We start from the raw sequence: 26,372 nt of genomic DNA, 5'->3' as shown, positions 1-26,372 counted from the left end.
CCCATCCTCTCTCCTTTTCATTTTCCTGCTGCATTTATTTGTAACGCAAATCAGGAGATTGGGCAAGCAAATTTCTTAGCCCGGGTGATTGATTTCCGGAGGGATTTATTTTACAATGGGTTCATAAACGCGCGTTTACGTAAAGGGGGCAATATGCGCAGCGAAGATATAGCAAAGCTCGCCGGGGTATCCCGAAGCACGGTTTCCCGCGTGATCAACAACTATTCCAACGTCCCTGAGGAGACCCGGGCCAAGGTGCTGAAGGTGATTGAGCAGCATCAGTACGAACCCAACAGCTTCGCCCGGGCTCTGGCCGGCAAGAAGACCGACACAATCGGGCTTTTCGCTATCAGCATGAATGAGAAAGAGAAAGCGACCCGGATCTATCAGAACAATTACTTCGCGCCTTTCGTTGATGCCGTTGTCGACACTGCGAATGCCCGCGGCTGTTATGTGCTGATCCACACTGTATATTCCCCGGACGATTTCCTGAAGGTGAAGCAGGCCTTCCTGCAGAAACGGATTGACGGCGGCATTATCGTCGGCACCCAGAAGGATATTGATATCGTGCGGGAAATGGTCAATCTTGAATTTCCGCTTGTGCTGATCGATTACGATATTTCGGAGATTATGTCAGAGCATCTGGACCGCAATCATCTGGCTATCGTGAATTCCAAGGATTATGAGGGTACCGTCGAAGCGATTGAGTACCTGATCAGCCTGGGCCATGAAGAAATTGGCATGATCTGCGGGCGCATGAATACGCACTCCGGACGGGAGCGCTACATGGCATATGAGGATACGCTGAAGAAGCATGGATTAGCGCTGAATGAGGGCTTCGTCCTGCAGGGTGATTTTCTCAAAGAGTCCGCTTATGAAGAGGTCACGAAGCTGCTGGCTTCCGGCGCTGCTCTGCCGACCGCCTTCTTCTCCGCCAACGATGACATGGCTATCTCTGCAATGGAAGCGTTCTCTGAATACGGGATTTCCGTCCCGGAGGATATCTCCATCGCCGGATTCGACGATGTGCAGTTGGCTTCACGCATTCATCCGAAGCTGACCTCCGTCCGTCTGCCGATTTATGAAATGTCCAAGGCCGCAGTCGAAAAAGTAATTGAGCTGTGCGACTCCCGCCAGCCGACCTTTAGTACCATCAGCTTCCCGGCCAAGCTTGTCCAGAGAGATTCCTGCCAGCCGCCGAAGATCTGAAGCTTCCATTGCAGGATGCCATGTCCCTCTACAGCCCTGCAGATTATTTTCATTCCGAGAAACTCCCCTCCCCCGGGGGATTTTTTCTCAGCTTTGTAAACGCGCGTTCACAATTGAAAGGAGACTATTCTCTCATGAAATTCGGAACCTTTGACGACACCCGCAAAGAGTACGTAATCAACACTCCCAAAACGCCTTACCCATGGATTAACTACCTCGGCAACGAGCAGTTTTTCGGCCTCATCTCCAATACTGCCGGCGGTTACACCTTCTACCGGGATGCCCGCATGAGAAGACTTACCCGTTACCGGTATAACAATATTCCGCTGGACACAGGCGGACGCTACTACTATCTGTATGACGGCGGTGATTTCTGGACCCCGGGCTGGATGCCGGTTAAGCGCGACCTCGATTTCTACGAGTGCCGCCACGGTCTCGGCTATACCTCGATTACCGGCGAACGTAACGGCATTTCCGTGAACCAGCTCGCTTTTGTACCGATGGGCCACAATGCCGAAGTGCACCGGCTGGTGGTTAAGAACACCGGCTCCGCGCAGAAATCCGTGAAGCTGTTCTCTTTTGCCGAGTTCTGTCTCTGGAATGCCCAGGATGATATGACCAACTTCCAGCGCAACCTAAGCACCGGCGAAGTTGAAGTGAAGGATTCTGTAATCTATCACAAAACCGAATACCGCGAGCGCAGAAACCACTACGCTTTCTATTCTGTGAACAAACCAATCGACGGCTTCGATACCGACCGTGAATCGTTCCTCGGGATGTACAACGGCCTAGACAACCCGCAGGCGGTTGCTGCCGGTGAAGCCGCCAATTCCGTAGCCAGCGGCTGGTCGCCGATCGGCTCCCATGCCCTGAACATCACGCTGGAACCTGGCGAAGAGCAAAGCTTCATCTTCGTACTCGGCTACATCGAAAATCCGGAAGACGAGAAATGGGAAGCGCTGAATGTCATCAACAAAAAACCGGCGCTGGCAGTTATCGAACAGTTCGCTACAGACGCCCAAGTAGATGCTGCTCTTGCTGTTCTGGCTGCACACTGGGATAACCTGCTGTCCAAATACCAGATTCAGAGCGGCGATGAGAAGCTTAACCGCATGGTTAACATCTGGAACCCGTACCAATGTATGGTTACCTTCAATATGTCCCGTTCGGCATCCTATTTTGAATCCGGGATTGGCCGCGGCATGGGCTTCCGTGACTCCAACCAGGACTTGCTCGGGTTCGTGCACCAGATTCCTGAGCGGGCCAGAGAACGCATCCTGGATATCGCTGCTACCCAGTTCGAAGACGGCAGCGCGTACCACCAGTACCAGCCGCTCACCAAAAAAGGCAACAACGAAGTCGGCTCCGGCTTCAATGACGATCCGCTCTGGCTGATCTCCGGAACGGCTGCCTATATCAAGGAAACCGGCGACTATTCGATTCTGGATGAGCAGGTTCCTTTTGACAGCAATCCGGACAATACCGCTACCCTGTTCGAGCATTTGAAGCGTTCCTTCGAGCACGTCACCAACAACCTCGGACCGCATGGCCTGCCGCTGATCGGACGCGCAGACTGGAATGACTGTCTGAACCTGAACTGCTTCTCCACCGAACCGGGCGAATCGTTCCAGACGACTGAGAATATCGCAGGCGGCGTAGCAGAATCCGTGTTTATCGCAGGTCTGTTCGTCTTCGTTGGACCGGACTATGCCGAAATCTGCCGTATGCGCGGACTGGACGATGCAGCTGCGGATGCGGTTGCGAAGATCGACAGCATGCGTGAAATCACGCTAACCCACGGCTTCGACGGCGACTGGTTCCTGCGCGCTTACGACCACTACGGCGACAAAGTCGGCAGCAAGGAAAACGAGGAGGGCCAGATCTTCATCGAGCCGCAGGGTATCTGCGTAATGGCCGGGATTGGTGTAGAGGACGGTCAAGCCGCTAAGGCCCTGACTTCCGTACAGGAACGTCTGGATACGAAATACGGTATCGTTTTGCAGCAGCCTCCTTACTCCAAGTACTATCTGAACCTGGGCGAAATTTCTACGTACCCTCCGGGCTACAAGGAAAATGCGGGTATTTTCTGCCACAACAACCCATGGATCATGATTGCCGAAACCGTACTGGGCCATGGCGACAGAGCTTTTGAGATCTATAAAAAAATTGCTCCGGCCTACCTGGAAGACATCAGCGAAGTTCACCGTATGGAACCGTATGTGTACTCGCAAATGATCGCTGGTAAAGATGCCGTACGTCACGGGGAAGCGAAAAACTCCTGGCTGACAGGTACCGCTGCCTGGAACTATGTGGCGATCACACAGTCGATTCTCGGAATTCAAGCGGATTTTGCCGGTCTGAAAGTAGATCCTTGTATTCCTGCAGCGTGGGACAGCTTCGAAATCACCCGCGTCTTCCGTGGGGATACTTATGTGATTCAGATCAAGAATCCGAACCATGTCTCCAAAGGCGTAGCCAGCCTCACCCTCGACGGTACAGCCGTAGAAGGCAACATCATCGCCCCTGTGGGCGACGGCGCCGTGCATCATGTCGTTGTAGAGCTGGGCTGATTAGCTTCTGCTCCGCCAGCACAGTTTATAGTTTGTAATTTGTAAAGACAACCGGGCTTCTCCTTTTGTATCCAGGGGAGCCCGGTAATTGTATTTATCTCTGCTCAATGGTAATCTATGCAATAGAGATGCATATAAAGGAGCATAAGCTAATCATGTGGATTACTCTGTAAAGATTAACATTTCGAAAAGATGCCTGTAGTAGTGGATTCACTATTCTATTTGGCATGCTTTTCTTTAATCTTACAGGGTATGCAGGGAAAGGTGTATCTTCAACCCATCCTGCGGATACCTTAGGGTATCCGCTTTTATTTTTACGGGAAACCGCATCTCTATTAATCCTGTCCCACATATCCTCCTAATCACGAATGGAGGAATTATGATATGAAACCGAAGTTAGTCTTGATTGAGGGATTACCAGGGTTCGGGAAGACCACAACGGCGCAACTAGTTCATGAAGTTCTCACTGAAATGAACCTTACATCCCAGCTTTTCCTAGAAGGGGATTTGGATCATCCTGCCGATTATGAGGGAGTCGCCCGCTTTAGAAAAAATGAATTCGCTGAATTATTGAGTGCCTTTGAACAGTATAGAGATCTATTAAGTAATCGTGTGGTCAAACAAGATGACAATTACTTTCTGGCCTACCGAAAACTTAAAGCTGAATACGGGGCAAGCTTTCCAGATGAACTGCTGCATGCATCCTTCAACAATGATGTTTATGAATTGCCGCTGGATCAAAACAGAAAACTGATAACAGAGCGTTGGAAAAAATTCGCAGATAGTGCCCTAAAGGGCTCAGACACCTTTGTTTTTGATTGCTGCTTTATACAAAACCCTGTAACCATAGGAATGATTAAATACGGCGCACAGAAGGAAGATGTCAGAAGTTATGTTGCAGAACTGGCAGCGATCGCGGAGCGGCTGAATCCATTGTTAATTTACGTCGAACAGAACGATCTTGATCATTCTTTCAGAAAGGCTGTTGCAGAAAGACCTAAAGAATGGTCCGAGGGCTTTATTGAATATTATACAAACCATGGGTATGGAAAAAAGCATGGACACGCAGGGCTGGAGGGAACCCTTCAGGTTCTTCAGGCCAGAAGACAGCTGGAAGCAGAAATCTTTAACGGCTTAAAAATTGCCAAGAAAAAAGTGAATAACTCTTCTTATGACCTTAACGAATATAAGCAAGTTTTAGCGGGGGTTCTATCAGAATACTTTAGCCCTGCAAATGAATAGGATGCATTAGACCAGATTTTTCGTTTCCCGCCCGGCTTTGACATGTTTAAGCTGGGCAACAATAATGACGCTAATGATGACCAGAAGGAACCACGAACTGATCTTGCTGAAGCTGACCAGATGCCAGGCTTGGTATTGGTTGGGATATCTCCAAGCATTAAAAAATGTAGCTATATTTTCAGCTAACCAGATAAAAAAACCTACAATGAAAAAAGCAAGGGTCAAGGGCATCCGATAAGTGGTGTTCCGAACCCGGTAGATGATCCATGTTCTCCAAAAGACAATAACCACAAGCGCCGTCAGCCACCAGCGGAAATCAGGAATAAAATGATGTGTAAAAAAGTTCAGGTAGATGGCCCCTCCCAGTAATCCCGCTGCAGCAAGCCCCGGCCAGCCAGTCATGTCCATCTTCAGTCTGCGCCATATCTGGCACATAAAGCTTGCAACACTCGCATACATAAATCCGCTATAGAGCGGTACACCGAGCAGCTTCGTTAATCCGGGCTCAGGGTAGGCCCATGACCCCATTCTTACCTTATATATTTCCAGCAACAAGCCGATCACATGAAATACGCAGATCACTTTAATCTCATCGATGCTCTCTAATCCACTGCGGTACATAAGATACTGCACGGCAAGCAGGATTACAAGAATAGCATCATAACGATAAAGGAAGGGTACCTCAACTGCGCTGGAAAGAGCTAAAGTTCCAAAAATCGCAACAGGAAATATGCAGCTCATCGCCTGATGGTAGCCAAAATGCAGCAGCTGTATTATGGGTTTCAATAGTATACTCTCCTCTTCTGCGCCCTCATCAATATTGATTACTATGGCTGTTGTTTTCGCCTAAGACCGTTTTCTTCAAGATTTACGTTTCCTGCCAAGCCCCCCGCTGGATTATGGTCAACTTGAATTTAACATAATATTTATCGTTTTACAATATATTTAGATTGATAAAGAATACTTAATTGTTGTTTGGCGGTGTTACTAGACTTATTTGCAGTCTTTAATTTCCTGCGCACCAAAAACCACCCAGCGTACGCTGCCGAAGCTGTACGCCGGGTGGCTTTTGGTATATCATTCTATGATTCCATGTGATCCCGCATCCATCCGGCGCTGATTACGCCTTGCTCTCCGGAATCCATACCTTCATCTCGCCGCTGCCGCGGTTGCCCCACAGATAATAGGGAATGGCTGTAATCGTGGCGGCTTCCACAGGCGCCTTTGCTCTGCTGTACAAGCCGCCGCTCCAGCCTGCCTGCTCTATCCGGCTGCCTTGGCCTTTTACCACTACTGCACCGCCTAACAGTGAAGCTTCAAATTGCTCTGTTAACGGAGCAGATTCATCTAATGCAATCGAGCTTAGCGGTGTGCTGTTATCGGCGGCTTCCAGACAGTAGACCAGCGGGCCGCGCTGGATAGCGGTCTTCCCGGCATCTGCCCGCAGCTCCGGGTGGGCATAGACCCGGTGCGCTTCCATCGGCAGCTTCAGCTCAATCGTGTCTCCGGCATTCCAGACCCGGCGGATCACGCAGTATCCCTGCTCCACACTTTCGTCCAGGCTCAGCTTCTCGCCGCCCACCCAGATCTCCGCACTGCTGCTCCAGGAAGGAATACGCAAAGCGATGCCGAACTCGGCAGCTTCCACCGGATTAACCTTCAATGTGATTGTCCCTTCCCAGGGGTAGTTGCTTTGCTGGGTAACAGCGACTGCCGTCCCCCCCAGTGTCGTGTTCAATTCACTGCCAATGTACAGATTGGTGTACAGGGTGTCCCCGTGAACTGTATAGATATACTGATTCATCGAGGTCAGCAGCCGGGCCACATTCGGCGGACAGCAAGCGCAGCCGAACCAGCCCTGGCGCTCGGATTTCACGTGATGCTTATCCGGATTGCAGGAGCAGGCCTGCGGCCAGACCTCAAGCGGATTCACATAGAAATAGTGCCTGCCATCCTGTGCCATAGACCCAAGAACGTTATTGTAGAGCGCCCGTTCCATCACATCCGCATAGCGCGCATCCGGTTCCAGCTCCAGCATCCGCCGGGCAAAAAAGATCAGTCCGATCGAAGCACAGGTCTCGGCATATACCATATCATTGGGCAGGTCATAATCGAAGGTAAACGCTTCACCTAAGTGTGTGGACCCGATGCCGCCGGTAATATACATCTGCTTGCCCGTCATATTGTCCCATAATCTCACACAGGCATCACGCAATGCACGATCTCCGGTAAGCGCTGCCAGATCCGCCATCGCCGTATACATATATACCGCCCGGACTGAATGTCCTACAGCCTCTGTCTGCTCTCTCACCGGAATATGCGCCTGAAAGTATTTCAAGTCTATACTGCTCGCCGGAGTGCTGCTCCAATGCGTAACCCGGCCACGGGCCTCCCATTCCTGCCGCAGAAAATTGGGCTCCTGGCCTCTCTGATCGATAAAAAAGCTGCTGAGCTTCAGATATTTCTCCTCACCCGTCAGCCGGTACAGCTTCACCAGGGCAAGCTCGATTTCCTGATGCCCGTCATAGCCTTTCAGCTTGCCATCCTCCGGTCCAAATACGGAACCGATATGATCGGCCATACGGCGCATCGTATTCAGCAGCTTGTCCTTGCCCGTGGCCTCATAATAGGCAGCCGCAGCTTCGATGAAATGTCCGGCACAGTACAGTTCATGGCAGTCCTGGAGGTTGGTCCAGCGTTTGCCGGGCTCCTTAATCGTAAAATAGGTGTTCAGATAGCCATCCGGCTGCTGCGCTGCGGCGACCAGATCAATGACCGCATCAGCCCGGGCCTCCAGCTCGGGGTCGCGCTTCAGTTGGAGCGAGTAGCCGACCGCCTCCAGCCATTTGGCGACATCACTGTCCTGAAACACAAAACCGTGAAACTCCCCTGTTTTTCGGCCGGCGGCAATCTCGAAATTGGCAATTGCATGACTCGGCTCCGCATCCGGCACCCGGTCATGCAGTGCTTCATACTGATAAGGAATGACCACATCCTGGACTAACTGGATATAACGTCCCCAGAAGTCATCCTGGATAACAGAAGACAGATTGCCGGCTGTTCGCTGATTTTCGCTGATTTTATTCATTTGCCACTTCTCCTCTATATTCATTTCATCCTCGCTATTTGCCATTATAGACGGTAAAATAAATAAAAAACAGGATCAGAAGCAACCCTGTTTTTGTACAATTTCACACTCCTAGAAGTACGCAGAACATTGTGATGAAGCACAATAAAAAGGAGAGTACCATGCCATTTAATCCATCCTACATTCATCTGGCAGCACCGCCTTTCCCCTATTTCCTGGAGGGCGACCGTACCGTCTATCAGCCGGGCGATCAGCATCCGAGCCGCAGCCGCATGGGGAAATTCGATCTGCTGATTGTTGAACAAGGCTGCCTGTTCATTGGCGAGGAGCATAAGCAATGGGCCGTGCCAGCCGGGCATACCCTGCTTCTTCTGCCGGACCGCTACCACTACTCGGTTAAGCCCTGCGAGGAAACGACCTCCTTCGTATGGCTGCATTTTCACACCGTAGCCGAATGGGTTGAGGCCGAGGGTGATCCCGTATATGCGAGCCGGGAAGAGCATCTCCAGAAGTTCCTCACTTATCCTTATACCATCCGTGTGCCGCAGTTCGGTTCCTTGCCCGACCCTTTTGAGCGAAGCGGCCAAGCAGAGCTGCTGCTGCAACTGGGCCGGGGAAGACGTTCCGGTGCCGTATGGCAGCAGCAGCGGATCTTTGAGGACATGCTGCGGATGCTGGATCTTGGCCAGCAGGATGCCGGGGGAAGCTCTGGTGCGGAGATTGCCGAACAGACTGAGGCTTATTTGCGCAATCACTATACAGAGCCGCTGACGAATGCCAGCCTGGCGGATGCGCTGCATTTTCACTATAACTATCTGGCGCGCTGCATGAAACGGGTCTACGGGCTGACCCCTATGGAATATTTAACCGATTACCGGCTGGAGCAGGCCAAACTGCTGCTGCTTAAGACCGAAATCCCCATCGCCGGCGTAGCCGAACGCACCGGATTTGAGAGCACTGCCTATTTCTCACGGCGGTTTGCCCGCAAGGTTGGCATTTCCCCCCTGCGTTTCCGCAAACGCTATTCCCGCTAAACACGGCTCCCGTCACGGAATAATCCCGTCATCCAGGCGCTTCTGCTTCAGCTGAGCTTGCAGAGCCGGGGGCTGCTCTAATTCCGCTCCTTCCATTCTAAGGTTACCCGGAATTCATGAAGCTCCCGGTTGTAGGACAACCCCCGGATACGGACGGAATTAGGGCTATAGGCCCTGATCGGCCCTCCGGGCTCCACAATCCCCGCTCCGCTTTTTACAGCTACAGTTACATTGACTTCCGACAACGCGGCGGCCAGAAGCTCCATATCGCTCACCAGCACTTTATAGATAAAGCTCATTCGTATCACTCCTGCCCTGCGTGTAAAATTTCAAGTATGCTTTTCATAAGGCATCGTCTTCGAATAAAACCGCTGTCGCTGGACAAGCTATATTACGTTCATCATTTATAGTAGAGGGGTAATAATGGGAGTTCTTAAGGGCCATTGGAGGATATCCCGCCCTGCACCGCTCCAATTAAAGAAACTTGGCCCCGTCCATGCCTAATCATCCTGTGCAAGCAGGATTTTTTTGCGTTTTAGCTATTTTTTTCCACCAGAATGCATATTCATTAAGACATGTTGTATAGGAAGACATGCCTTAAATCTGGAGATGTTGAATATGCACGCTTTTTCCAAGTATGCCGTTATCTTTCTCGCAAGCTTGCTGATCGCCACAGGCACGAACTTCTTTCTGGTTCCTTACAAAATACTTGATGGGGGAATTATCGGCATCGCTCTCATAATTAATTATATCTCCGGAGCAAAAATCGGACTGGGCGTCATTCTGTGCAGTGTTCCCGTTTTCCTGCTTGCCTGGCTTAAGGAGCGGGATATTTTTTACAGCAGTGTGCTCGGCCTCATAGTCTCCTCCTTTATGATTGAGCTTATAGGTCCCTTTCAATATCACTTCCTGTATTATGTGGAGCTTGGCTCGGTTTCCAGCGCGATTATCGGCGGTTTCCTGATGGGCACCGGCCTCGGGCTTATGCTGCGGTTCGAAGCGAGTACAGGCGGTACGGATTTGCTGGCCAAGTTCATTAATCGCTATATCCCGCTCAACCTCGGAGTCATCATCTTTCTGACCGATGCCCTGATTATCGGAGCCGGCGGCCTGCTCATCTCCAAAGAAACCTTTTTCCACTCCATCCTGACCATCCTCTCCGGCGGGGTTGCAACCGGTCTATGTACCCTTGAAAAATAAAACAAAATAAATCAATGCCCAAACGGGCCTGTCATCAAAACTATGAAGGAGGCGGTCAATAACAAAAAGACTCCATCCTCAGATAGAGTCTCAATACTGTTACAGTTTATAGATTAGCTTTCGCTGCAGCAGCCAGCCAATCGGCTAAATCATTGATTTGATTAAGAATTGCAATAGGATCACGGTACCAAGATCTCGATTCATTCCACAAATACACGCGTCCTTCCTTGACCGGAGGGAGAATCCCCCAGATTGGATCAGCCTGCAGCTGCTCCAATGTGGATTCGGTGGTTAAGACAAGATAATCCCCCGTATACTCCGGCAACAGCTCCAGCGCAAATTCAGCAAAGGATTCCTGAAGCAGTTCTTTGGGTACTGCAGCAGGAGGGATCATCCCAAACTGCCCGTACATAATACGTCCGCCTCTGCCGGACTTGCTGCCAAACAAATATACAAGACCATCAAACTCTTGCATAACGGATATGGTTTCATTCTCCGAGACAGCTTCCTGTACCTTTTGCTTCGCACTAGCTATCTCGTTCTGGAATTGCTCCTTCCATTTCCGGCTTTCTTCCTCCTTGCCAAGCACTGTTCCGAAATAGTCCATTTCAGCTTCAACGGATTCAAATGCATTGTACGGCATCACCACTGTAGGAGCGATTTTTTTATACTTATCGTAGGTTTCTTGATCCGTTATATGAGAAATAATCAGATCCGGTTCCAGCTCAAGCAGCTTTTCCAGTGAGTTGCCCACATCTGTCACACCGTCAAGCATTCCTTCAAGGTAAGGGCTTGACATCAAAAACTCCTCTGCCGCAATGGGTTTGACATCAAGCGCAAGCACAGTGCCCAAATAGGAGATCGCAGCAACCCGTTGCGGGTGAGCGGGAATCTCCACTTCGCCAAATGACGTATCGACAATTTGGGTTTGCTGCGGCAATCCGTCATCCGGCTGAGTAGATGCAGGCGATACCGTATTAGTCTGTTGTTCATTTGGCACCTGGCTGCTCCCCGCAGCTTGTGATCCACCTTGGGAAGTTCCGCAGGCAACAAGCAGCAGCATGACACATAAGCTAAGCATTGTGGTCATTTTCTTATAATGGTTATGCATATCGTACTCTCCATCCTCCATATATTGATAATGATTTTCATTATCATAAATAGGATAGCGTTGGAGAAGTTTCATAACAAGAGACGGATTTAACCTCTTTATAGCATGATCCGAATTATTTTTTTGCCCGGCTTCTGATTGTGCTCTAAACATTCCAGGTGCAACACCCATGCTTTTTTTGAATATGCGGTTGAAATATACAACGTCACTATAGCCAACATACGCAGAGATTTCCTGCAAAGAAGCATTGGTAGCAAGCAGCATCTCCTGTGCTTTATGCATGCGCAGTTTGATAACATAGTCAAGGGGGCTGTAGGAGGTCTGCTCTTTGAATTTGCGCGAAATGTATTGAGGACTGTAATTAAGCTGCTGCGCCAGCCGTTCAATGGATACCGGACCTCGATAATGCTGTGACAAATGCCGCACAACCTGCTCCGCTACTGATGGTCTGAACGCTCTCCGGTGCTGCTTGTCCTGTAAAGTGTGATGGAGGAACTGCATGAATATTCCCTTCACCAGCAGCTTGCCTATCGGGCTTTTGTCGGCATGCCAGCTCTCCAGCATCTGCTGGGCAAGACTGAACAGTTCCAGCGGCTCTGCTGGAGAAATCCCCCACGTTTGATCAAAGGGGCTGTCTGTTTGCATCAACATATGAAATTCACGCAAGGAACTTGGAGGCAAAACAGCTTTATAGAAAATGAAATGCAGCTCTATGCCCTTCTCCGTATTTACTTTAAGTCTCCTGCCTTTGCCTGAATGCAGCAAATAAAAGCTTCCAGCCAGCCAGATGTCTTCATCCAGCCAAAGCTCACCACTGCCGTTCGTACAAAATATAAAACAGCTTGCAGGCAGGGTATAAGGAAGGGGAAATCCCCCTGCTTCTACCCGGTGCACCCGAATATCCAGCACCCTCAAAAGCACCTGATCCCAAAGCTGCAAGTGATGATCGTTCTTCATAGCAATTTGATCCCCTTTGTCATTCTTGACTGCCAGCACAGCCCTTGTCTTACTCTGCGGGATGGCGATTTGCTGGTTTCTGGTTTCATTATAGCACCCGGGAAGCATTCGCCACCTCCTCTACTAACATCGCGCCCAATCGATTAAACATCAGGATTCCTGTTTACATAACAGGTGCTCCGAATATACTTACATTGAGTACATTTAAGGGAATCACAGGAATAATGGTTGATCTTTTGCGGAATTGCGGCGACAATCGAAGATATAACATTCCAGGGGAGGATCGACGAAGTTGGATAGCACAAGCAGCAACAGCAATACTTCCACGCATGACATTATCGACCTGTGCCTGCTGGCCGGCAAAATCATGCTGCAAAGCGGTGCGGAGACCTACCGCGTGGAGGACACCATGAGCCGTATGGCGGCATCGCTCGGCTTTCCGGGCGCGCACAGCTACGTAACGCCAACGGTCATTATGTTCACCACCAGCCGGACGGAGCCGGTGAAGCTGTTCCGGATTGCCGAGCGGACGACCGATCTGCAGAAGGTTTCCGAGGTTAACGACATCTCACGGCGGTTGAGTGAACGCCAGATCACGGCCAATGAAGCCCGCGAACGGCTGGGCGTAGTGGACGATGCGGCCCATGCTTATCCGGCCTGGCTGCAGATTGCAGCCGCTGCTCTAACGGGAGCCTGCTTCACGGTCATGTTCAAAGGCAGCCTGTGGGATGCCCTTCCTGCCCTCTTGGTGTCCGGTCTCGGGTTCGCGGCAGCCACATATCTGCACCGGCTTGTACAGATCCGGTTCTTCGCAGAATTCACCGCCTCGTTTCTGATCGGACTGCTCGCCTTTTTCTCTGTGAAGCTCGGCGTGGGCCAGGAAATGGACAAGATTATTATCGGCTCGGTGATGCCGCTTGTGCCTGGACTGCTTATTACAAATGCGGTCCGCGATTTGATGGCCGGCCATCTGGTCTCCGGCCTCTCCAAGGGTGCCGACGCGTTCCTGACGGCGTTTGCCATCGGGACAGGCATCGGGCTTGTGCTGTCACTTTTTTGATCCCCCACGTGAAAGAGGTAACCTGTTCATGATTTTGCAACTGATAACCAGTTTTATTGCCGCTGCCACCTTCTGCATTCTGTTCAATGCGCCGGTGCGCGCCTTAGTACAATGCGGGTTTGCCGGGATGGTAGGCTGGATGCTGTATCTGCAGCTCGATGAAAAATGGGATACCGTAGTAGCCACCTTTATAGCGACGGTGGCGGTCGGGGTGATCAGCCAGATCTTCGCCCGCTCCTTCAAGATGCCGGTCATCATCTTCAGCGTCGGCGGCATTATCCCGCTGGTCCCGGGCGGCCTGGCGTATGACGCCATGCGCAAGTTCGTCGAGAATGACAACAATCTGGCTATCCAGTTTGCCGTCCAGGCCCTGCTGCTCAGTGGAGCGATCGCAACCGGACTTGTACTTAGCGAGGTGCTGGGACAGATGTTCCGGCGGAAGAACGGCCGAAGCACATAGGAGCGCCGTACAAGGCACAACCCCATTAGCATAGCTTGAGTCCCGCAAACGAACAAACGGCTGCTGCTGTCCAGCGAAGGACAGCAGCAGCCGTTTTGATTTTTACAGACACGCTTGGCAGTCGATTTATGTGGACATAATTACCGCCCGGCTAAACCGTCCGTCCGATAATTTTTTGATAGCTTGCGATATCCAGCCATCTGCCGAATTTGCTGCCGATTTCTTTGAACAAAGCGCTCTGCTCATATCCGTGTCTGGTGAACAGCCGGCGGCTCGGTTCATTGTCCGCGCATACCGTCGCCACCAGCACATGAAAACCGAGCCCGGCCGCACGCTCCTCAATGAAGCTGAGCGCCTTCCCGCCGAGTCCCCTCCCGCCGCTGCCCGGCTTCAGATAAATGCTGATTTCACCGGAGCTGTCGTAGGCCTGTTTGTTCTTGTGTCTGGCAATCAGGACATAACCCTGCATTTCGAAGTTCTCCAGAATGGCGTAGGATTTGAAGCGCGGATCGCCGCTCAGCACCGACTCGCGCATAGCAGCCTCATCCAGCGGCTCTGTATGAAAAGAAACCGTCGTATTCAGCACGTAATAATTATAAATATTTACTGCTTCAGCCAGATGTCCTTCCCCTAGCTCCGTAAAAGACAATCCGCTTGCTGCTGTTTCCCCCATGATCAGTCCTCCCAGATCGCTGTTTCCAGCTGATCAACAAATTTCCGCAGCTTCCCGGCGATCTTTAGATTAATCGCCCCGTCCTGATACATTTGCTGCACGGTATTCCGCTGTTCCTGGATGGCCTGGAGCTTCAGCTCAAGCTTCTGGTCATCGACAACCCCATCCTTAATCCAGCCGTCTCCTTCAATGAGCCGGGACTCCATTTGCTCGTACTTGTCAATGACCTTCTGTGAGGCCAGACGGTTCTCCTCGCTCATGTCGGCGCTGACGGCAGAGATGGCAGCCTGGCACATTGAGATCTTCGCGGTCCGGGCGCTTTCAGCATTCTGTGCTGCCTGCCGTCCCTCATCCCCGTTCAGCCGGCCGGAGAATAAACCCGAGAACAGACGCTGAATTTCAGTAAGCGAGAATTTGATCTGCGTGTCCAGCCGCTTGCACATCAAGGCTTCCTTATGATCCAGCAGTTCTTCCATCTTCGACGCTACAGGAGCAGCGATGGAGCCATTCTCCAGCATCCTCCGCAGTTCCGAACGCTCCGCGGCAATTGCGCTCCGCTTGACCTGAATTCCCAGCTGCCGGAAGCGTTCCGCTTTCGGATCATCGACCGCTTTTGGAGCGCACAGCTTGTCAATTTTGTCCGTGAATTCCAGCAAAGCAGGCTGATTCACGGGCTGGGGATTCTCCGAGATCAGGCTGCGCAGCATGCTCATGCCGGCGTCAATGACTACTGATCTTGCGGTCAGCTCTGAATTGTTCCGGACACTCTCCACCACAACCGCCTCTTTCTCATCGGCCAGCAGCGGCAGAAAGATGCTGGCAATAATCAATGACATCAGAATCACCCCTGCCGCAAGGGCAATAATCAGATCCCGCTGCGGGAACGGCGAACCATCTCCCAGTACCAGCGGAATTGAGAAAGCCCCGGCCAGCGTTACCGCGCCCCGCACACCCGAGATTGAAGTAATGAGCTGTGACTTTAGCGGTGATCTCGGTATCTTCAGCCTGCGGCTCTCAAACAGGGAATAGGCATACACCCAGAGAAACCGCAGCACAATCAGCAGCGCCGTAATCGCCAGCACATAACCTGCCACCATGAAGTTGTTCAAGCTGCTGTCGTGGTAGATCACCTCCATGACGTCTGGAACGGATACGCCAAGGATCAGAAAGACCAGACCATTCAGGATGAGCAGAAGCACCGACCACGTGCTTGCCGATACAAGCTGCAGTTTGTATTGCGGAGATACAGCACGGTCCTTCTCAATGGCGAACATCACTCCGCCTGCTACCACAGCGAGGATACCCGACACGCCGATTTCTTCACTGACCAAATAAATAATAAAAGGCGTGAGGATCTGCAGCAGCACATGAATCGTAACATCCTCCATACCGAACCTGCGGATAAATACGCTGAGCCGGATCAGCACAAACGACAGCAGTGCTCCGAGCAGCAGCCCCCCTGCCGCGATCAGCACAAAGCTGACCGTCGCCTTGGGCAGCGAAAACATTCCGGTAACCGCCGCCGCGATGGCAAACTTGAAGGCGACCAGACCGGAAGCGTCATTCATCAGCGACTCGCCTTCAAGAATGCGGTGGATACTCTTCGGCAGATGCACCTTCCCCGCCAGAGAGCTGACCGCTACGGCATCGGTAGGCGAAAGAATCGCAGCGAGGGCAAAGGAAGCAGCCAGCGGTATCGACGGAATCATCCAATGGATGGCATACCCGGCCACAAATACTGTGGCAAAGACCAGCCCCAGCGCCAGCAGCAGAATGGGAGCCCTGAGATTCCACAGCTCGTCGCGCGGTGTGCGCCTCCCGTCATTGAACAGCAGCGGCGCAATGAACAGCACAAAAAACAGCTCCGGCTCAAAGGACATATGTATACCCGTTGGAATAACGGCAGCAATAACACCCAGTCCAATCTGGATCAGGGGAACCGGCACAAAAGGAATAAACCGGTTCACGATGTTGGAGACTGCGATCAGTCCCAGCATTAAAAGCACAGCGAGAAATGTCTCCACTCCCATCAACCTCCCCTGATATTTAAGCTGCATTCAGCTTCACATTCTCTTAGTATAGTAATTGGATAAACCGATTGTCAGCACAAGTTCCAGCAGCAGCGATGCCACCATAAGAATGATGGTAATCAAATACAGCCGCCCCTAGTCCGATACACAATCCGGAAATCATTCCTTCTCCGCTTAGAACAAACCTGCCTACCCCTCCTCCTCATATTCAAAAATATCCTCGATGCTCAGTTTGAAGTATCTTGCCAGCTTGAACGCCAGGATGATCGACGGATTGTACCTCCCGTTCTCCAGGGAGCAGATCGTCTGTCTTGACACCTCCAGAGCCTCCGCAAGCTCCTCCTGCTTGATGCCCTGCTGCTTCCGGATTGCCTCAAGCTTATTCTTCATGGCTGTTCCTCCCGGTAATGTAAAGCTAGCTTTACATAGAGAATATCATCTCCCGCACAAAATGTAAAGCCAGCTTTACATAGCGCAAATATTGTTCACCATTTAAAAGGTTGACAAAAATATTTATTTGTGTTATAATATTAAATTCGGCTATTGAAAACAAAACCGGATTTGCGTATGATATGCATTAGCCTAACGGCATAAATTTATCTTTAGTAGCGGAGGGATATCATGCATATCGCCAAAGGAATTGAAATGCTGGAGATTTCGGTCCCCGTCATGGGAGGGATAGACACATTCTATCCTGCCTTGATCTGGGACAAAGAAGAGGCTGTACTGATCGATACCGGAGTGCCCGGGGTAGCGCAAAAGTTGAAGCAGGCTGCGGCTGATGCCTCTGTGCCTTGGAACCTTGTGCGGACCATCCTTATCACTCACCAGGATATCGATCATATCGGAAGCCTGCCCGCTCTTCTGGAACAGAGCGAAACCAAAATCACCGTTCTCGCGCATGAAATTGAGCGGCCTTATATCGAAGGCGACAAAATGCTGCTGAAGCACACTCCTGAAGCGCTGGCCGCCGCCGAAGCTATGCTCCCCAACAACGTATCGGAGGAATGGAAGCGGGCTTTTCTGCATGTGCTGGCTCATACTCCCAAAGGAAGAGTGGACCAGACGCTTACAGGCGGCGAGCTTTTGCCCATTGCCGGCGGAATTACTGTCATTCATACTCCCGGCCACAGTCCGGGCCATCTGAGCCTGTACCATCAGGCCAGCCGCACGCTGATTGCAGCCGATGCGCTGACTGTGCGCGGAGGTGAGCTATGCGGTCCCGATGCAGCAGCTACACCTGACATGGCTGAAGCCCTCCGGTCTCTGCATAAATTTGCTGATTTTGAAATCGATCAGGTCATTTGCTATCACGGGGGCCTGTTCCGGGGCGGCGTTAACCGCCGGATTGCCGAACTGGCGCAGGGAGGCAATTAGTCTCCGGCCCATATGCGGGCATGCCTAAACGAACGTAACAAGCAGGAGCCGGACCAGTCTAAGCCGGTCCAGCTCCTGCTTTATATTAATTCTTTTGAGTAGTCGTGATTTAGGCCAGCTGCAGGATATCCTGAACGATCTCCCGGTCCACATCCAGATCAAACTTGCGGCCCCAGAAGCATCCGGTTCCCTTTTGCCGGATTCGTTCGTAATCCTCTGCCCGCAGTGTTCTCGGAAATTCCGGCCCGGTCTCCCAATCGGTATAACGTTTGATTTCATTAACCACCTTATGCTTAAAGCTGCTGTTCAAAATAATACTATGGAAAAAGATTTCGTCTCCGCAAAAGGAGTTTTTAAATAAACGGACATAGCCCGGATTACTGCGGATGTACTCCAAAATGTATTCCATGCATTCTCCGGTAACAGACATCCAATTCGAGCCCTTATACAGAGCATCCGGCAGGTGCTTCAGGCTGCGCTTCAGCATCGGCACCGACATCACCAGATTGATGTAGCGGTTGCGGATTTCCGAGACGGCCTTGGCCCGGGAGACGAGAAACCTCGGATAGTACACAGACACTCTGTACATGCAGCCCCACATTTCCGCTTCATTCGGCAGCTGCAGATGTTTGACGAACTCTTTTCCCCGGTTTTCCTTGAAGAAGTCAACAATTGTCCGGTTCGAAACCAGCGGCAGATCCTGACCGCTTATAATATGAATGTAGTCAAAATGCCCATGTTCCTTAATCAGTTCAAAGCATTTAAGAATGCATTCAATCTGGCCGTAGTGGCCCCACTGCACATCCACAGGCTGCTTCACAAAATGAATGTCTTCCCGGTGTAGGATTTGCGCCTCGATCCCGCTTTTCCGGTCCACATGGAGAAAAAATTCCACATGCTCATCCGTTAGCGATTCCAGCAGCAGATTGATCTGCTCCGGATTTTTATGACAAAGGACAACATATGCCATTCTGAAATTATGCAAGACATTCATCCTTTCGCTCATTTATTCCCACATATTATAGGGGAATGAGCGAAGATGAACAAGTCTTAGCGTTTTTTACGGCTTCACCAGCAGCTTAATGCCTATGTTCCATGGATCGGTAACGGTGACAATCCCACCGGCTTCATCCACCTGGTATCCGGCGGAGCGGACCCGTTCAGCCACAGCATCACGTTCATGAATACTTGGCAGCAGCAGGGTAAAATAGTCAATGCCCGCCGCATCCGCCGGTACAGCCGGAGCCCCTTGACCTGCCCAAATATTCAGCCCCATATGGTGGTGGTATCCCCCCGCTGAGATGAACATCGCTGCATCACCGTATTGCGCTGTCTGCTCGAAGCCCAGCGTATCAACGTAGAATCTCTTGGCCTCGCCAAGATCGCCCACGTGAAAATGAACATGCCCGATCACAGTGCCTGCAGGCAGCCCGGTCCAGGACAGGCCCTCAGAAGCAGCCAGCAGTCCATCCACATCCACCGGATCTGTGGTCATGACCACATCCCCGTTCGCCTCATGCTTCCATGTATCCCGCGGCCGGTCACGGTACAGCTCAATTCCGTTATTATCGGGGTCCTGAATGTACAGTGCCTCACTGACCAGATGATCGCCCTGACCGATGTGAATGCCGGAATCAATCAGATTGCGCAGCACCAGTCCCAGGCTGGGACGGTCAGGCACAAGAATGGCGAAGTGATACAGCCCCGCTGCCGAATTGCGCCGGAGCACCCGCGCGTTCTTAATCTCCCGCAGCACCAGGAGCACATGCTGGCCATCCGCTGTCATTTCCGCTTCGCGCCCGCTCTGGCGCAGCACTTTCAGCCCTACCACGTTCTGATAAAAAGCGAGCGAACGCTCCAGATTGCTTACCCGAAGCTGCACCCTTCCAATTTCCAAAGTTTGCGGCAATGTTGCTGCTGTTGTCATATAAACCCCTCCTGAATGAACATAAGTTATCCAATTTCCATGTTTATGGTTAGTCTTAACAAGTTCCAATACTCCGATTCAGCAAGCTGTAACTGTTCCCGTTACATATTAACTAACTTTATCTTAGTAGCATTCTATAAGTTTGTCAATTACTTTTCCAAAAAAGAAAAAAGCCGACCAGCACGGTCAGGCTTAACTAGAACTTCATATGAATACATCTGCTGCCTGAATTCATCCGCCTTTGCCTCTGTATTCAGCAGTCCTAAGCTCTTTAATGTAAGGCGCCAAATGGGGCATTTGCGAATCTACAGCCTGCTGTACAGCCCGCTCGATGTCATAAGGAACCCTTACAAACTGTATATTCATCGGTGCCGGATTGTGGCTTCCGTACTCACCTTCCATAATGACATACGAGGCCTGTGTCAGATCCAGCGGATTGCCGACACTCCCCGCATTGAATAACGTCTTCCCTTCCAAGTGCTGAAGATAGGCGCCATGAATATCCCCATATCCGGCCACATCCGCAGGCAGCTGGCTGCTGCACAGCTCTGAAGACTCAAACAGCGACACACGCAGCTCCAGCTCGTCCCAGGGCTGGACCCGCTCATTTACACTCCGCGGCGAAGCATGAAAAAGACGGATGTAACGGCCGCTCATCCAGAACTCAATGGAGAACGGCAGTCCGCTCAAATACGCCAGGCGTTCTTTTCCCAGCAGAGCCTGATGCCATTTTATCGCCTCAAGCTCACTTTCACCTGCTATGAACTCATCCCAGTTGCCCCTGACCACTTTCTCACAATGCTCCCGGATCAGGTCGACAGTCCAATCAGAATTGGGTCCTTTGCCCACAAGGTCTCCCAGGCAGAAGATCCGGCTGATCTTGCGCTGCTGAATATCCGCCAGAACCGTCTCCAAAGCTGTTACATTGCCATGAATATCTGAAATTATTGCGATTGTCTCCACGTATGTACCTCCGTTGCTGTACTGTATAAACTAACTTGTGATTTTCCATTTCGGTACTTGGTCATGACTCCGGAGAATGTTTGGACACCCGGCCGCTGTATCTTCCATCATTTAAACATTTTTGCGCCGCTGTAGACTCTTTTTTCAGTGGTTGCGGCTTGAATCCATTCCAGCAGCCCTGCCTTGTTGAACAGAAACTGGGCATCGACCTTAATGTACGGAATCTTGGTTCCGCCGAAAGGCCCGTCATTACTCAACAGGGAATTTTCAGCCTTCATAATGTTCATCACCTGATCTTCACTGATTCCCAGAAGGACTGCCGTCTCCTGAAGCGTCAGCAGAAGCTTATTCTCAGTGGCTTGTGCTTCAACCGCCTGCCCGCTGCCCGCCGGCCGGTCATTGCTGATAATCATGCAGCCGGTAATAATAGATAATCCCAGAATCAAGCTAGCCGCCAGCAGCGATAATTGATTTTTCATAAGCATCTCCTTGGTTCCAGTCCCGCTGTATTCAATAAGCCAGCAGTCTCTATATTCCCCTTCGTGCCATTCATGCTCCGGGAGCAGCTTTTTGCGCACAAACCCGTTTTTCTCATACACTCTCAGCGCCCGGTGGTTCTAGCTTTGCGGGTCCATCACAATTTTATCCGCCCGCTTCACTGTAAGGAGAAAGACAGCTGTCTCTTTTACCAGCTGCGAGCCAATCCCCTGATTCCAGAGCCCGGGCTCGCCGATAAACTGGTCCATTCCGTAAATCTCACCCGTGACATCCGGCCGTACTCTGTCCGCTCATCGCCATCAATCGGATAGAACTGAATATAGCCCACGTATCTCTCTTATAGACAAAATAGAACGTTCCCGTGTTACATCCGTTTATCAATGATGTGTTTGCTTTCCCTAATTTCTTTGCGCAGCAGCCGGATTTCCTCAATCAATATGTCCAGCTTGTCTGAGGTCTGTGAACCGTCTACAGCCTTTCTGATGACGAGCATAAGCACCACCAGACCGATGACCCATAGAACCAACGCAATAAGCAACATCAATCCACTCCCTTCGTGCATGCATGGTGTCAGTCTAAAGCATTTGGAATATAGTGTAAAGGAATGGACAACCCAAGCCAACTCGCCTACCTATTCTTTAAACAAAAAAGGGACCCCGCCAACGTCCGGCAGGGCCAAGGTCTATTTATAAGGGGGTCATTGGATCACTATAAGCCCTGAAGCTTAAAAGCGTATGAAAATCTAATAAAGGTTTGCTGAAATTGTCGAATCCGGTTCGCTGCCATTAAAAAGATCCCGCCGAGGCACGACAGGATCTAAACAAAAACCTATCCACTGGGGGGTGGAGACCTCTACTATACTCCCCGAACCTTAAAATCACATAAATTCTTCCTGAAGGTTTTCTTAAATTTCACTTTCCTGCCAGACAGCAAGTACTTCACTTGTATACTATTAAGTGGAATTTGTCCCACTAAATCGCTGAAATCTGCGTAACAGCAGTGTTTAGTGGGAATTTCTCCACCTAATCTGGTGAAAACCCGGCCGAAGCGGTCTTATGGGCCAAATTAGTGGTACTTTTTCCCACTAGCGTTGTTGAAGGAGGTGATCGGCTAGTTTAAGTTGTACTTTTTCCACTTCTGTTCCTGTCAAATCCGGCACAAGCAACAAAAAAAGGGGCAATCCGCAGCCATGAACATGGCTATGGCCCCCTTTTCCAAGACGCAGCGCATTACAGTCTCATTAAGACACCGGAATCTGATTCACGATCTGTTCCAGTGTAACCCCTTGCAGCACATTCTCCAGTGCCTGCTGGGCCAGGGAAAAGACCGGGACTATAGCTCCGGCAATGTTTTTGCCGACAGGACAGCTCGGGTTCGGATGCTCGTGAACGGAGAACAGCGTGTCCGCCTCCACCGCATTCACAGCGCGGTAAATTTGCAGCAGTGTGATTTCACCCGGGCTGCGCGCAAGCTTCGCTCCCGCTACACCGGGGCGGACCTCAACCAGCCCAGCCTTATGCAGCATGCCTGTAAGCCGGCGGATCACCACCGGGTTGGTGTTGACACTGCCTGCGATCCATTCCGAGGTGCTCTTGCCTTCCTTATTACTGTCGATCAGCGTCAAAATATGAATAGCCACCGCAAACCGGGTGCTGATGTTCATGGAAATCTCTCCTTAGTGCGTTAGCCCATAGATGCAACTATAATAGTTACATTCTAACCAGATGTCAATAGCTGCAGCAGCCCGGCAACCTCGTCAGGATAATTCTTGGTCAGCCTTGTTTTGCCCAGGTTGCTCTTCACGATCTTAATCAGCCGGGGATCTCCGCTCGCCGCATATTTACGCAGCATGGCAAATCCGGGCTGGGGCAGACTGGCGGCAAATACACTGAGACTATATTCCAGACCTTTGGACAAGACGCGAAAATGTTCCCGGTCGGCTGAGCCTGAATCGCCGCTGCGGATACCCTCCATAATTCCGGCTGCCAGCTCCAGGCAGTACAGAACATTGGCCTCAGCCTTCAGCAATGGCGGATGCGCCAGCGCTGCCACAAAAGCGCGCTGCTCCAGCAGCGTAGCGCCCGGACGCCAGCCGTTAAGCAGCCCCCTAAGGAGAGCAAAGTCGTATTCACCCAAGGACTGTAACCCCATTGCCGCAGCCTCACGCAACCTCCATCTGCCATCATTCATCGCCGCCTGCAAGAACTTTTCCGCCTGGCTCCGCCGAGTACTGTCCGCATGGGCATAATGGGCTCCGCAGGCCCACACCGCACAGAAAGCCAGGTACTCCTGCGGATCACCTGACTTTGCTTCAGACTCCGGGAGCTGTGACCAGGCAGTGATCAGCTCCCAGGCAGTCTCCGTCACATCAGGTCCCGCAAACAGCTTGGCAAAGCTGTCCGCCAGCGTAAGGTTAGCCCGCGGCCCGGGCAGACCGCTCTCTTGCAGCATAGAATCTGTCAGCAGCGGCCATTGCTCACGATCATCTATCTGCTGCTGCAAGGCTGTCAATATGGCTGGTTTTTCTTTCATCTTAAAGCCCCGTTTCTCCATTCTTCTACTGTCTGCGAATGATTCCTTGCATAACATAGGGATAGTCGATTTGCTTCTTAACAGCCAGCATGGCATCTTCTCCCGCCAGAAGCGACAACATATACAATCCCAAATCAATAGAGGTGGACACTCCGCCTCCTGTAATGATCCTGCCGTCCTGAACGATCCGCGTCTCCACTACCTGCCCGCAATAAGGCTCCAGCAGCCCGTAGGAAGAAGGATGTGTTGTGGCCCAGCAGTCCTGCAAGAACCCGGCTGCGCCCAGCAGCAATGAACCGGTGCACACCGATACCTTGTAAGGAACACTCTTGGCACCTTGAAGCCAGGAAATGAAAGGTCCGTCTTTGCGCAGAATTCTCGTCCCCATTCCGCCCGGCACAAAGAGCAGATCATATTGCCCGAGCTCCGGCTGAACCCGGCTGATCTTGACCGTCAATCCCTGCTCATCCTGCACTTCTTCCCTGAACCCGCAAACATCCATTTCCAGTCCATGTCCTGCTTCAAAATTCCCCAAGCGGCGAATCACATCATAAAAGCCGGCAAAATCCAGAAAAGTGATCCCGTCAAAAAGTATAAAAGCAATACGCATCGTTATCCTTCTCCTCCCGGCAATTCAAAAACTACTCGCTGTCATATGCCTGCAAGGCCACCGGCAAAGCCTGAATAACCGCGTTGCCCACCGCCGGAAGTCCCAGCAGAACAGCACTGATGATCTCTTCCCGCGTGGCTCCAAGCGCCTTGGCATGCTTTACATGAAAGGGCAGTCCGCTTTCCAGGCGCACCGCAGCCAATACCGAAATATAGGCGATCTCTTCAGTCTTCGGATCAAGACGGCTTGCCGCGTCCAGCTTCTGGACGGTCTCCATCCAAGCCTGCTGCTGCTGTGGCGCTTCCTTCATAAAGGTGGCAAATGCATTGCTCACTTGCGGTAAATGATCCATTTTTTTAGCCTCCGTTTCAAATATGCACCTGTCTAGGCACTGGTCAGGATGATCGGCTTACCCTTGGTGACTATGATCGTATGCTCATACTGGGCCACCCGGCTGCTGTCATTAACACTGAGGGTCCACCCATCAGACTGCTGCTCCACGAAATCCGCCCCGGTAGACAGGAAAGGCTCGACGGTAATGACCTGCCCTTCTTTGAGCACAGTGGTTACACGCGGATTGTAGAACGGAAGAATTTCGAAAGGCTTCTCATGCAGCGATCTGCCAATGCCGTGGCTGCACAGATTGCGCACTACTTTATAGCCGCGTTTGCGGGCTTCCGTCTCCATCACCCGTCCGATTTCGTTAACCTTCATCCCCGCTCTAAGATGATTGATGACACTCATCATAGTTTCCTCAGTACTGCGGCACAGATGGACAAGCTTCTCATTGTACGGCGGCAGTTGAAAAGAAACCCCTGAGTCCCCATAATAACCGTTCAGCTCGGCGGAAACATCAATGTTAACCAGGTCTCCTGCTTGAATGACTCTGGAGCCCGGAATTCCGTGGGCCACCTCTTCATTGATACTGATGCAGGTGCTTCCCGGAAAATTATAAGTGACCTTGGGCGCGGATTTCGCGCCGAACCGCTCCAGAATCGCTGCCCCCACCTTGTCAAGCTCAGCGGTGGTCATACCGGGAGCTATACTTTTTCTCATTTCCGCAATAGTGTAGCCAACCACTTGGCCTACCGCCTTCAACCCTTGTAAATCCTGCGCTGTATCGCTCGTCATCTGCTCCATTCCTCTCCGTTTCAAATTATCCCGCATGGGTGGCTGTATTGTATTTGTCTCCTGAACAGACTGTGACCCCTACTAACAATATTCCTGTATAGAGTAATCGGGCTTCAGGGTAAAAAGCTTGACGAATGATCCATATTCCGTGATACGGTTACCGGTCCCGGGACCGCAACTGAAGCCTGTGCGGCTCCTGTTCCGGCGTCAGCCGCAGAACCTGCTTCACTATACACAAGTTTTCTCAGCTTGTCGGCGTCCTTAGCGGAGACCTTATATCCTTTGGTGCTATTCTCCGCAAGGACCAGCAGCCCTTGCTTACCTTTGGCTTCTCCAAGGTTCAGAATATAATCCTCCGTATAGCCATCCCCGAAGGTCAGCTTCATCTTAAACTCAGCCCCATGGTAGAGATCATTTTGCAGCCTCTTGCTGCCGTTCATCGCATCTGCCATCAGCTTGATAAATGCAGGATCCGTAAAAGTCCGGCTCTCAAGAGGTTCACTCTGCGTCCTATCGCCGGCAGGCTGACAATCCAGGGTTATCTCTGAAATCCACCTGGCATTGATAAATCCAAAAGCATTCTGGCAGCCGCTCAGCAGAACAGCCAACAGAACAGGCACAGTCAGCAGAAGCCTTTTAATGGGTTCCACCTCCAAATCCATATGTATTCTCCAATTATAGCAGTCTTGTGAACCAAATA

The 26,372-nt window shown here is 51.3% G+C and carries 27 protein-coding genes; 8 read left to right on the top strand and 19 right to left on the bottom strand.

Annotation, left to right across the window (positions count from 1 at the left end; all coding sequences use genetic code 11):
- Positions 1-84 precede the first annotated feature (84 nt).
- From BLQ82_RS02465 to BLQ82_RS02455, 3 genes are all read left to right on the top strand, one after another.
- The gene (locus tag BLQ82_RS02465; RefSeq protein ID WP_280140346.1) at positions 85-1,209 is read left to right on the top strand and encodes a LacI family DNA-binding transcriptional regulator; all 1,125 of its coding nucleotides are present in this window, start codon (positions 85-87) and stop codon (positions 1,207-1,209) included.
- A 134-nt stretch (positions 1,210-1,343) separates the two neighbouring features.
- Positions 1,344-3,779 (top strand): glycoside hydrolase family 94 protein, encoded by a 2,436-nt coding sequence (locus BLQ82_RS02460; RefSeq protein ID WP_074647674.1) that lies wholly within the window; start codon positions 1,344-1,346, stop codon positions 3,777-3,779.
- Between the two features lie 384 nt (positions 3,780-4,163).
- Entirely contained in the window at positions 4,164-5,021 is an 858-nt protein-coding gene (locus tag BLQ82_RS02455) for a P-loop NTPase family protein (protein ID WP_062523984.1), read from the top strand.
- Positions 5,022-5,027: 6 nt separating this feature from the next.
- On the opposite strand, the gene BLQ82_RS02450 is transcribed toward BLQ82_RS02455, so the two are convergent.
- Both BLQ82_RS02450 and BLQ82_RS02445 read right to left on the bottom strand, forming a co-directional pair.
- Positions 5,028-5,807: a DUF817 domain-containing protein gene (locus BLQ82_RS02450; RefSeq protein WP_074647670.1), complete on the bottom strand. Its 780-nt coding sequence runs from the start codon at positions 5,805-5,807 to the stop codon at positions 5,028-5,030.
- Between the two features lie 334 nt (positions 5,808-6,141).
- Positions 6,142-8,109 carry a glycoside hydrolase family 127 protein gene (locus BLQ82_RS02445; RefSeq protein ID WP_062523983.1) on the bottom strand — a complete coding sequence of 656 codons (1,968 nt, stop codon included), beginning with the start codon at positions 8,107-8,109 and terminating at the stop codon, positions 6,142-6,144.
- A 161-nt stretch (positions 8,110-8,270) separates the two neighbouring features.
- On the opposite strand from BLQ82_RS02445, the gene BLQ82_RS02440 reads away from it, so the two are divergent.
- Entirely contained in the window at positions 8,271-9,143 is an 873-nt protein-coding gene (locus tag BLQ82_RS02440; RefSeq protein ID WP_062523982.1) for a helix-turn-helix transcriptional regulator, read from the top strand.
- A 77-nt stretch (positions 9,144-9,220) separates the two neighbouring features.
- On the opposite strand, the gene BLQ82_RS02435 is transcribed toward BLQ82_RS02440, so the two are convergent.
- Entirely contained in the window at positions 9,221-9,442 is a 222-nt protein-coding gene (locus BLQ82_RS02435; RefSeq protein WP_062523981.1) for a hypothetical protein, read from the bottom strand.
- A gap of 319 nt (positions 9,443-9,761) precedes the next feature.
- Between BLQ82_RS02435 and BLQ82_RS02430 the strand changes: the two genes are divergently transcribed.
- Positions 9,762-10,343 (top strand): YitT family protein, encoded by a 582-nt coding sequence (locus BLQ82_RS02430; protein ID WP_062523980.1) that lies wholly within the window; start codon positions 9,762-9,764, stop codon positions 10,341-10,343.
- Between the two features lie 106 nt (positions 10,344-10,449).
- On the opposite strand, the gene BLQ82_RS02425 is transcribed toward BLQ82_RS02430, so the two are convergent.
- Positions 10,450-12,519 (bottom strand): AraC family transcriptional regulator, encoded by a 2,070-nt coding sequence (locus BLQ82_RS02425; protein WP_244280674.1) that lies wholly within the window; start codon positions 12,517-12,519, stop codon positions 10,450-10,452.
- Positions 12,520-12,703: 184 nt separating this feature from the next.
- Here BLQ82_RS02425 and BLQ82_RS02420 point away from each other — a divergent pair, with 184 nt between their 5' ends.
- Complete coding sequence (locus tag BLQ82_RS02420; RefSeq protein ID WP_062523979.1) at positions 12,704-13,471, top strand: threonine/serine exporter family protein; 768 nt, start codon at positions 12,704-12,706, stop codon at positions 13,469-13,471.
- A 28-nt stretch (positions 13,472-13,499) separates the two neighbouring features.
- The gene (locus BLQ82_RS02415; RefSeq protein WP_208810649.1) at positions 13,500-13,931 is read left to right on the top strand and encodes a threonine/serine exporter family protein; all 432 of its coding nucleotides are present in this window, start codon (positions 13,500-13,502) and stop codon (positions 13,929-13,931) included.
- A 151-nt stretch (positions 13,932-14,082) separates the two neighbouring features.
- Here the strand turns inward: BLQ82_RS02415 and BLQ82_RS02410 are convergent, their stop codons facing one another.
- From BLQ82_RS02410 to BLQ82_RS02400, 3 genes are all read right to left on the bottom strand, one after another.
- Complete coding sequence (locus BLQ82_RS02410; RefSeq protein WP_062523978.1) at positions 14,083-14,604, bottom strand: GNAT family N-acetyltransferase; 522 nt, start codon at positions 14,602-14,604, stop codon at positions 14,083-14,085.
- A gap of 2 nt (positions 14,605-14,606) precedes the next feature.
- Complete coding sequence (locus BLQ82_RS02405; RefSeq protein WP_062524131.1) at positions 14,607-16,628, bottom strand: Na+/H+ antiporter; 2,022 nt, start codon at positions 16,626-16,628, stop codon at positions 14,607-14,609.
- 195 nt (positions 16,629-16,823) lie between these two features.
- Positions 16,824-17,024, bottom strand: coding sequence for a helix-turn-helix transcriptional regulator (locus BLQ82_RS02400; RefSeq protein WP_020433825.1), 201 nt, complete (start codon positions 17,022-17,024; stop codon positions 16,824-16,826).
- Between the two features lie 231 nt (positions 17,025-17,255).
- On the opposite strand from BLQ82_RS02400, the gene BLQ82_RS02395 reads away from it, so the two are divergent.
- On the top strand, positions 17,256-18,011 hold the full coding sequence (locus tag BLQ82_RS02395) for an MBL fold metallo-hydrolase (protein WP_062523977.1): 756 nt from the start codon (positions 17,256-17,258) through the stop codon (positions 18,009-18,011).
- Between the two features lie 109 nt (positions 18,012-18,120).
- On the opposite strand, the gene BLQ82_RS02390 is transcribed toward BLQ82_RS02395, so the two are convergent.
- The 12 genes from BLQ82_RS02390 to BLQ82_RS02340 form a co-directional block, all read right to left on the bottom strand.
- A complete protein-coding gene (locus BLQ82_RS02390) occupies positions 18,121-18,996 on the bottom strand; it encodes a beta-1,6-N-acetylglucosaminyltransferase (RefSeq protein ID WP_062523976.1) in 876 nt (291 codons plus the stop codon).
- A 75-nt stretch (positions 18,997-19,071) separates the two neighbouring features.
- Positions 19,072-19,938: a VOC family protein gene (locus BLQ82_RS02385; RefSeq protein ID WP_062523975.1), complete on the bottom strand. Its 867-nt coding sequence runs from the start codon at positions 19,936-19,938 to the stop codon at positions 19,072-19,074.
- Positions 19,939-20,169: 231 nt separating this feature from the next.
- Positions 20,170-20,901 carry a metallophosphoesterase family protein gene (locus tag BLQ82_RS02380; RefSeq protein ID WP_062523974.1) on the bottom strand — a complete coding sequence of 244 codons (732 nt, stop codon included), beginning with the start codon at positions 20,899-20,901 and terminating at the stop codon, positions 20,170-20,172.
- A 107-nt stretch (positions 20,902-21,008) separates the two neighbouring features.
- Positions 21,009-21,380, bottom strand: a complete 372-nt coding sequence (locus BLQ82_RS32505; RefSeq protein ID WP_244280673.1) for a helix-turn-helix domain-containing protein — start codon at positions 21,378-21,380, stop codon at positions 21,009-21,011.
- A gap of 138 nt (positions 21,381-21,518) precedes the next feature.
- Complete coding sequence (locus tag BLQ82_RS32500; RefSeq protein WP_244280672.1) at positions 21,519-21,647, bottom strand: acetyltransferase; 129 nt, start codon at positions 21,645-21,647, stop codon at positions 21,519-21,521.
- Positions 21,648-21,763: 116 nt separating this feature from the next.
- Positions 21,764-21,940, bottom strand: a complete 177-nt coding sequence (locus BLQ82_RS31740) for a hypothetical protein (protein ID WP_157243819.1) — start codon at positions 21,938-21,940, stop codon at positions 21,764-21,766.
- 699 nt (positions 21,941-22,639) lie between these two features.
- The gene (locus BLQ82_RS02365; protein ID WP_062523972.1) at positions 22,640-23,062 is read right to left on the bottom strand and encodes an Rrf2 family transcriptional regulator; all 423 of its coding nucleotides are present in this window, start codon (positions 23,060-23,062) and stop codon (positions 22,640-22,642) included.
- A 53-nt stretch (positions 23,063-23,115) separates the two neighbouring features.
- On the bottom strand, positions 23,116-23,931 hold the full coding sequence (locus BLQ82_RS02360; protein ID WP_062523971.1) for a hypothetical protein: 816 nt from the start codon (positions 23,929-23,931) through the stop codon (positions 23,116-23,118).
- Between the two features lie 25 nt (positions 23,932-23,956).
- Positions 23,957-24,541, bottom strand: a complete 585-nt coding sequence (locus BLQ82_RS02355) for a DJ-1/PfpI family protein (protein ID WP_062523970.1) — start codon at positions 24,539-24,541, stop codon at positions 23,957-23,959.
- A 31-nt stretch (positions 24,542-24,572) separates the two neighbouring features.
- Positions 24,573-24,893: a carboxymuconolactone decarboxylase family protein gene (locus BLQ82_RS02350; RefSeq protein ID WP_020433839.1), complete on the bottom strand. Its 321-nt coding sequence runs from the start codon at positions 24,891-24,893 to the stop codon at positions 24,573-24,575.
- Positions 24,894-24,925: 32 nt separating this feature from the next.
- A complete protein-coding gene (gene map / locus BLQ82_RS02345; RefSeq protein ID WP_062524130.1) occupies positions 24,926-25,672 on the bottom strand; it encodes a type I methionyl aminopeptidase in 747 nt (248 codons plus the stop codon).
- A gap of 113 nt (positions 25,673-25,785) precedes the next feature.
- The gene (locus BLQ82_RS02340) at positions 25,786-26,334 is read right to left on the bottom strand and encodes a YhfM domain-containing protein (protein WP_062523969.1); all 549 of its coding nucleotides are present in this window, start codon (positions 26,332-26,334) and stop codon (positions 25,786-25,788) included.
- Positions 26,335-26,372 lie beyond the last annotated feature (38 nt).

This window comes from Paenibacillus jilunlii (genome assembly GCF_900102965.1).
GTDB lineage: Bacteria > Bacillota > Bacilli > Paenibacillales > Paenibacillaceae > Paenibacillus_AQ > Paenibacillus_AQ jilunlii.
Note: the sequence above shows the minus strand (reverse complement) of the source record. Positions and strands in the feature narration are given on the sequence as shown.

Bases quoted from the DNA above. Each gene is read 5' to 3' on its own strand.
- BLQ82_RS02435 (WP_062523981.1), bottom strand. From the start codon at position 9,442: ATGAGCTTTATCTATAAAGTGCTGGTGAGCGATATGGAGCTTCTGGCC.
- BLQ82_RS31740 (WP_157243819.1), bottom strand. From the start codon at position 21,940: ATGTTGCTTATTGCGTTGGTTCTATGGGTCATCGGTCTGGTGGTGCTT.
- BLQ82_RS02365 (WP_062523972.1), bottom strand. From the start codon at position 23,062: ATGAACATCAGCACCCGGTTTGCGGTGGCTATTCATATTTTGACGCTG.
- BLQ82_RS02350 (WP_020433839.1), bottom strand. From the start codon at position 24,893: ATGGATCATTTACCGCAAGTGAGCAATGCATTTGCCACCTTTATGAAG.
- BLQ82_RS02400 (WP_020433825.1), bottom strand. From the start codon at position 17,024: ATGAAGAATAAGCTTGAGGCAATCCGGAAGCAGCAGGGCATCAAGCAG.
- BLQ82_RS02395 (WP_062523977.1), top strand. From the start codon at position 17,256: ATGCATATCGCCAAAGGAATTGAAATGCTGGAGATTTCGGTCCCCGTC.
- BLQ82_RS02440 (WP_062523982.1), top strand. From the start codon at position 8,271: ATGCCATTTAATCCATCCTACATTCATCTGGCAGCACCGCCTTTCCCC.
- BLQ82_RS02455 (WP_062523984.1), top strand. From the start codon at position 4,164: ATGAAACCGAAGTTAGTCTTGATTGAGGGATTACCAGGGTTCGGGAAG.
- BLQ82_RS02360 (WP_062523971.1), bottom strand. From the start codon at position 23,931: ATGAAAGAAAAACCAGCCATATTGACAGCCTTGCAGCAGCAGATAGAT.
- BLQ82_RS02425 (WP_244280674.1), bottom strand. From the start codon at position 12,519: ATGCTTCCCGGGTGCTATAATGAAACCAGAAACCAGCAAATCGCCATC.
- BLQ82_RS02460 (WP_074647674.1), top strand. From the start codon at position 1,344: ATGAAATTCGGAACCTTTGACGACACCCGCAAAGAGTACGTAATCAAC.
- BLQ82_RS02445 (WP_062523983.1), bottom strand. From the start codon at position 8,109: ATGAATAAAATCAGCGAAAATCAGCGAACAGCCGGCAATCTGTCTTCT.
- map (WP_062524130.1), bottom strand. From the start codon at position 25,672: ATGACGAGCGATACAGCGCAGGATTTACAAGGGTTGAAGGCGGTAGGC.
- BLQ82_RS02340 (WP_062523969.1), bottom strand. From the start codon at position 26,334: ATGGATTTGGAGGTGGAACCCATTAAAAGGCTTCTGCTGACTGTGCCT.
- BLQ82_RS02410 (WP_062523978.1), bottom strand. From the start codon at position 14,604: ATGGGGGAAACAGCAGCAAGCGGATTGTCTTTTACGGAGCTAGGGGAA.
- BLQ82_RS32505 (WP_244280673.1), bottom strand. From the start codon at position 21,380: ATGAAAAATCAATTATCGCTGCTGGCGGCTAGCTTGATTCTGGGATTA.
- BLQ82_RS02415 (WP_208810649.1), top strand. From the start codon at position 13,500: ATGATTTTGCAACTGATAACCAGTTTTATTGCCGCTGCCACCTTCTGC.
- BLQ82_RS32500 (WP_244280672.1), bottom strand. From the start codon at position 21,647: ATGGACCAGTTTATCGGCGAGCCCGGGCTCTGGAATCAGGGGATTGGC.
- BLQ82_RS02385 (WP_062523975.1), bottom strand. From the start codon at position 19,938: ATGACAACAGCAGCAACATTGCCGCAAACTTTGGAAATTGGAAGGGTG.
- BLQ82_RS02430 (WP_062523980.1), top strand. From the start codon at position 9,762: ATGCACGCTTTTTCCAAGTATGCCGTTATCTTTCTCGCAAGCTTGCTG.
- BLQ82_RS02355 (WP_062523970.1), bottom strand. From the start codon at position 24,541: ATGCGTATTGCTTTTATACTTTTTGACGGGATCACTTTTCTGGATTTT.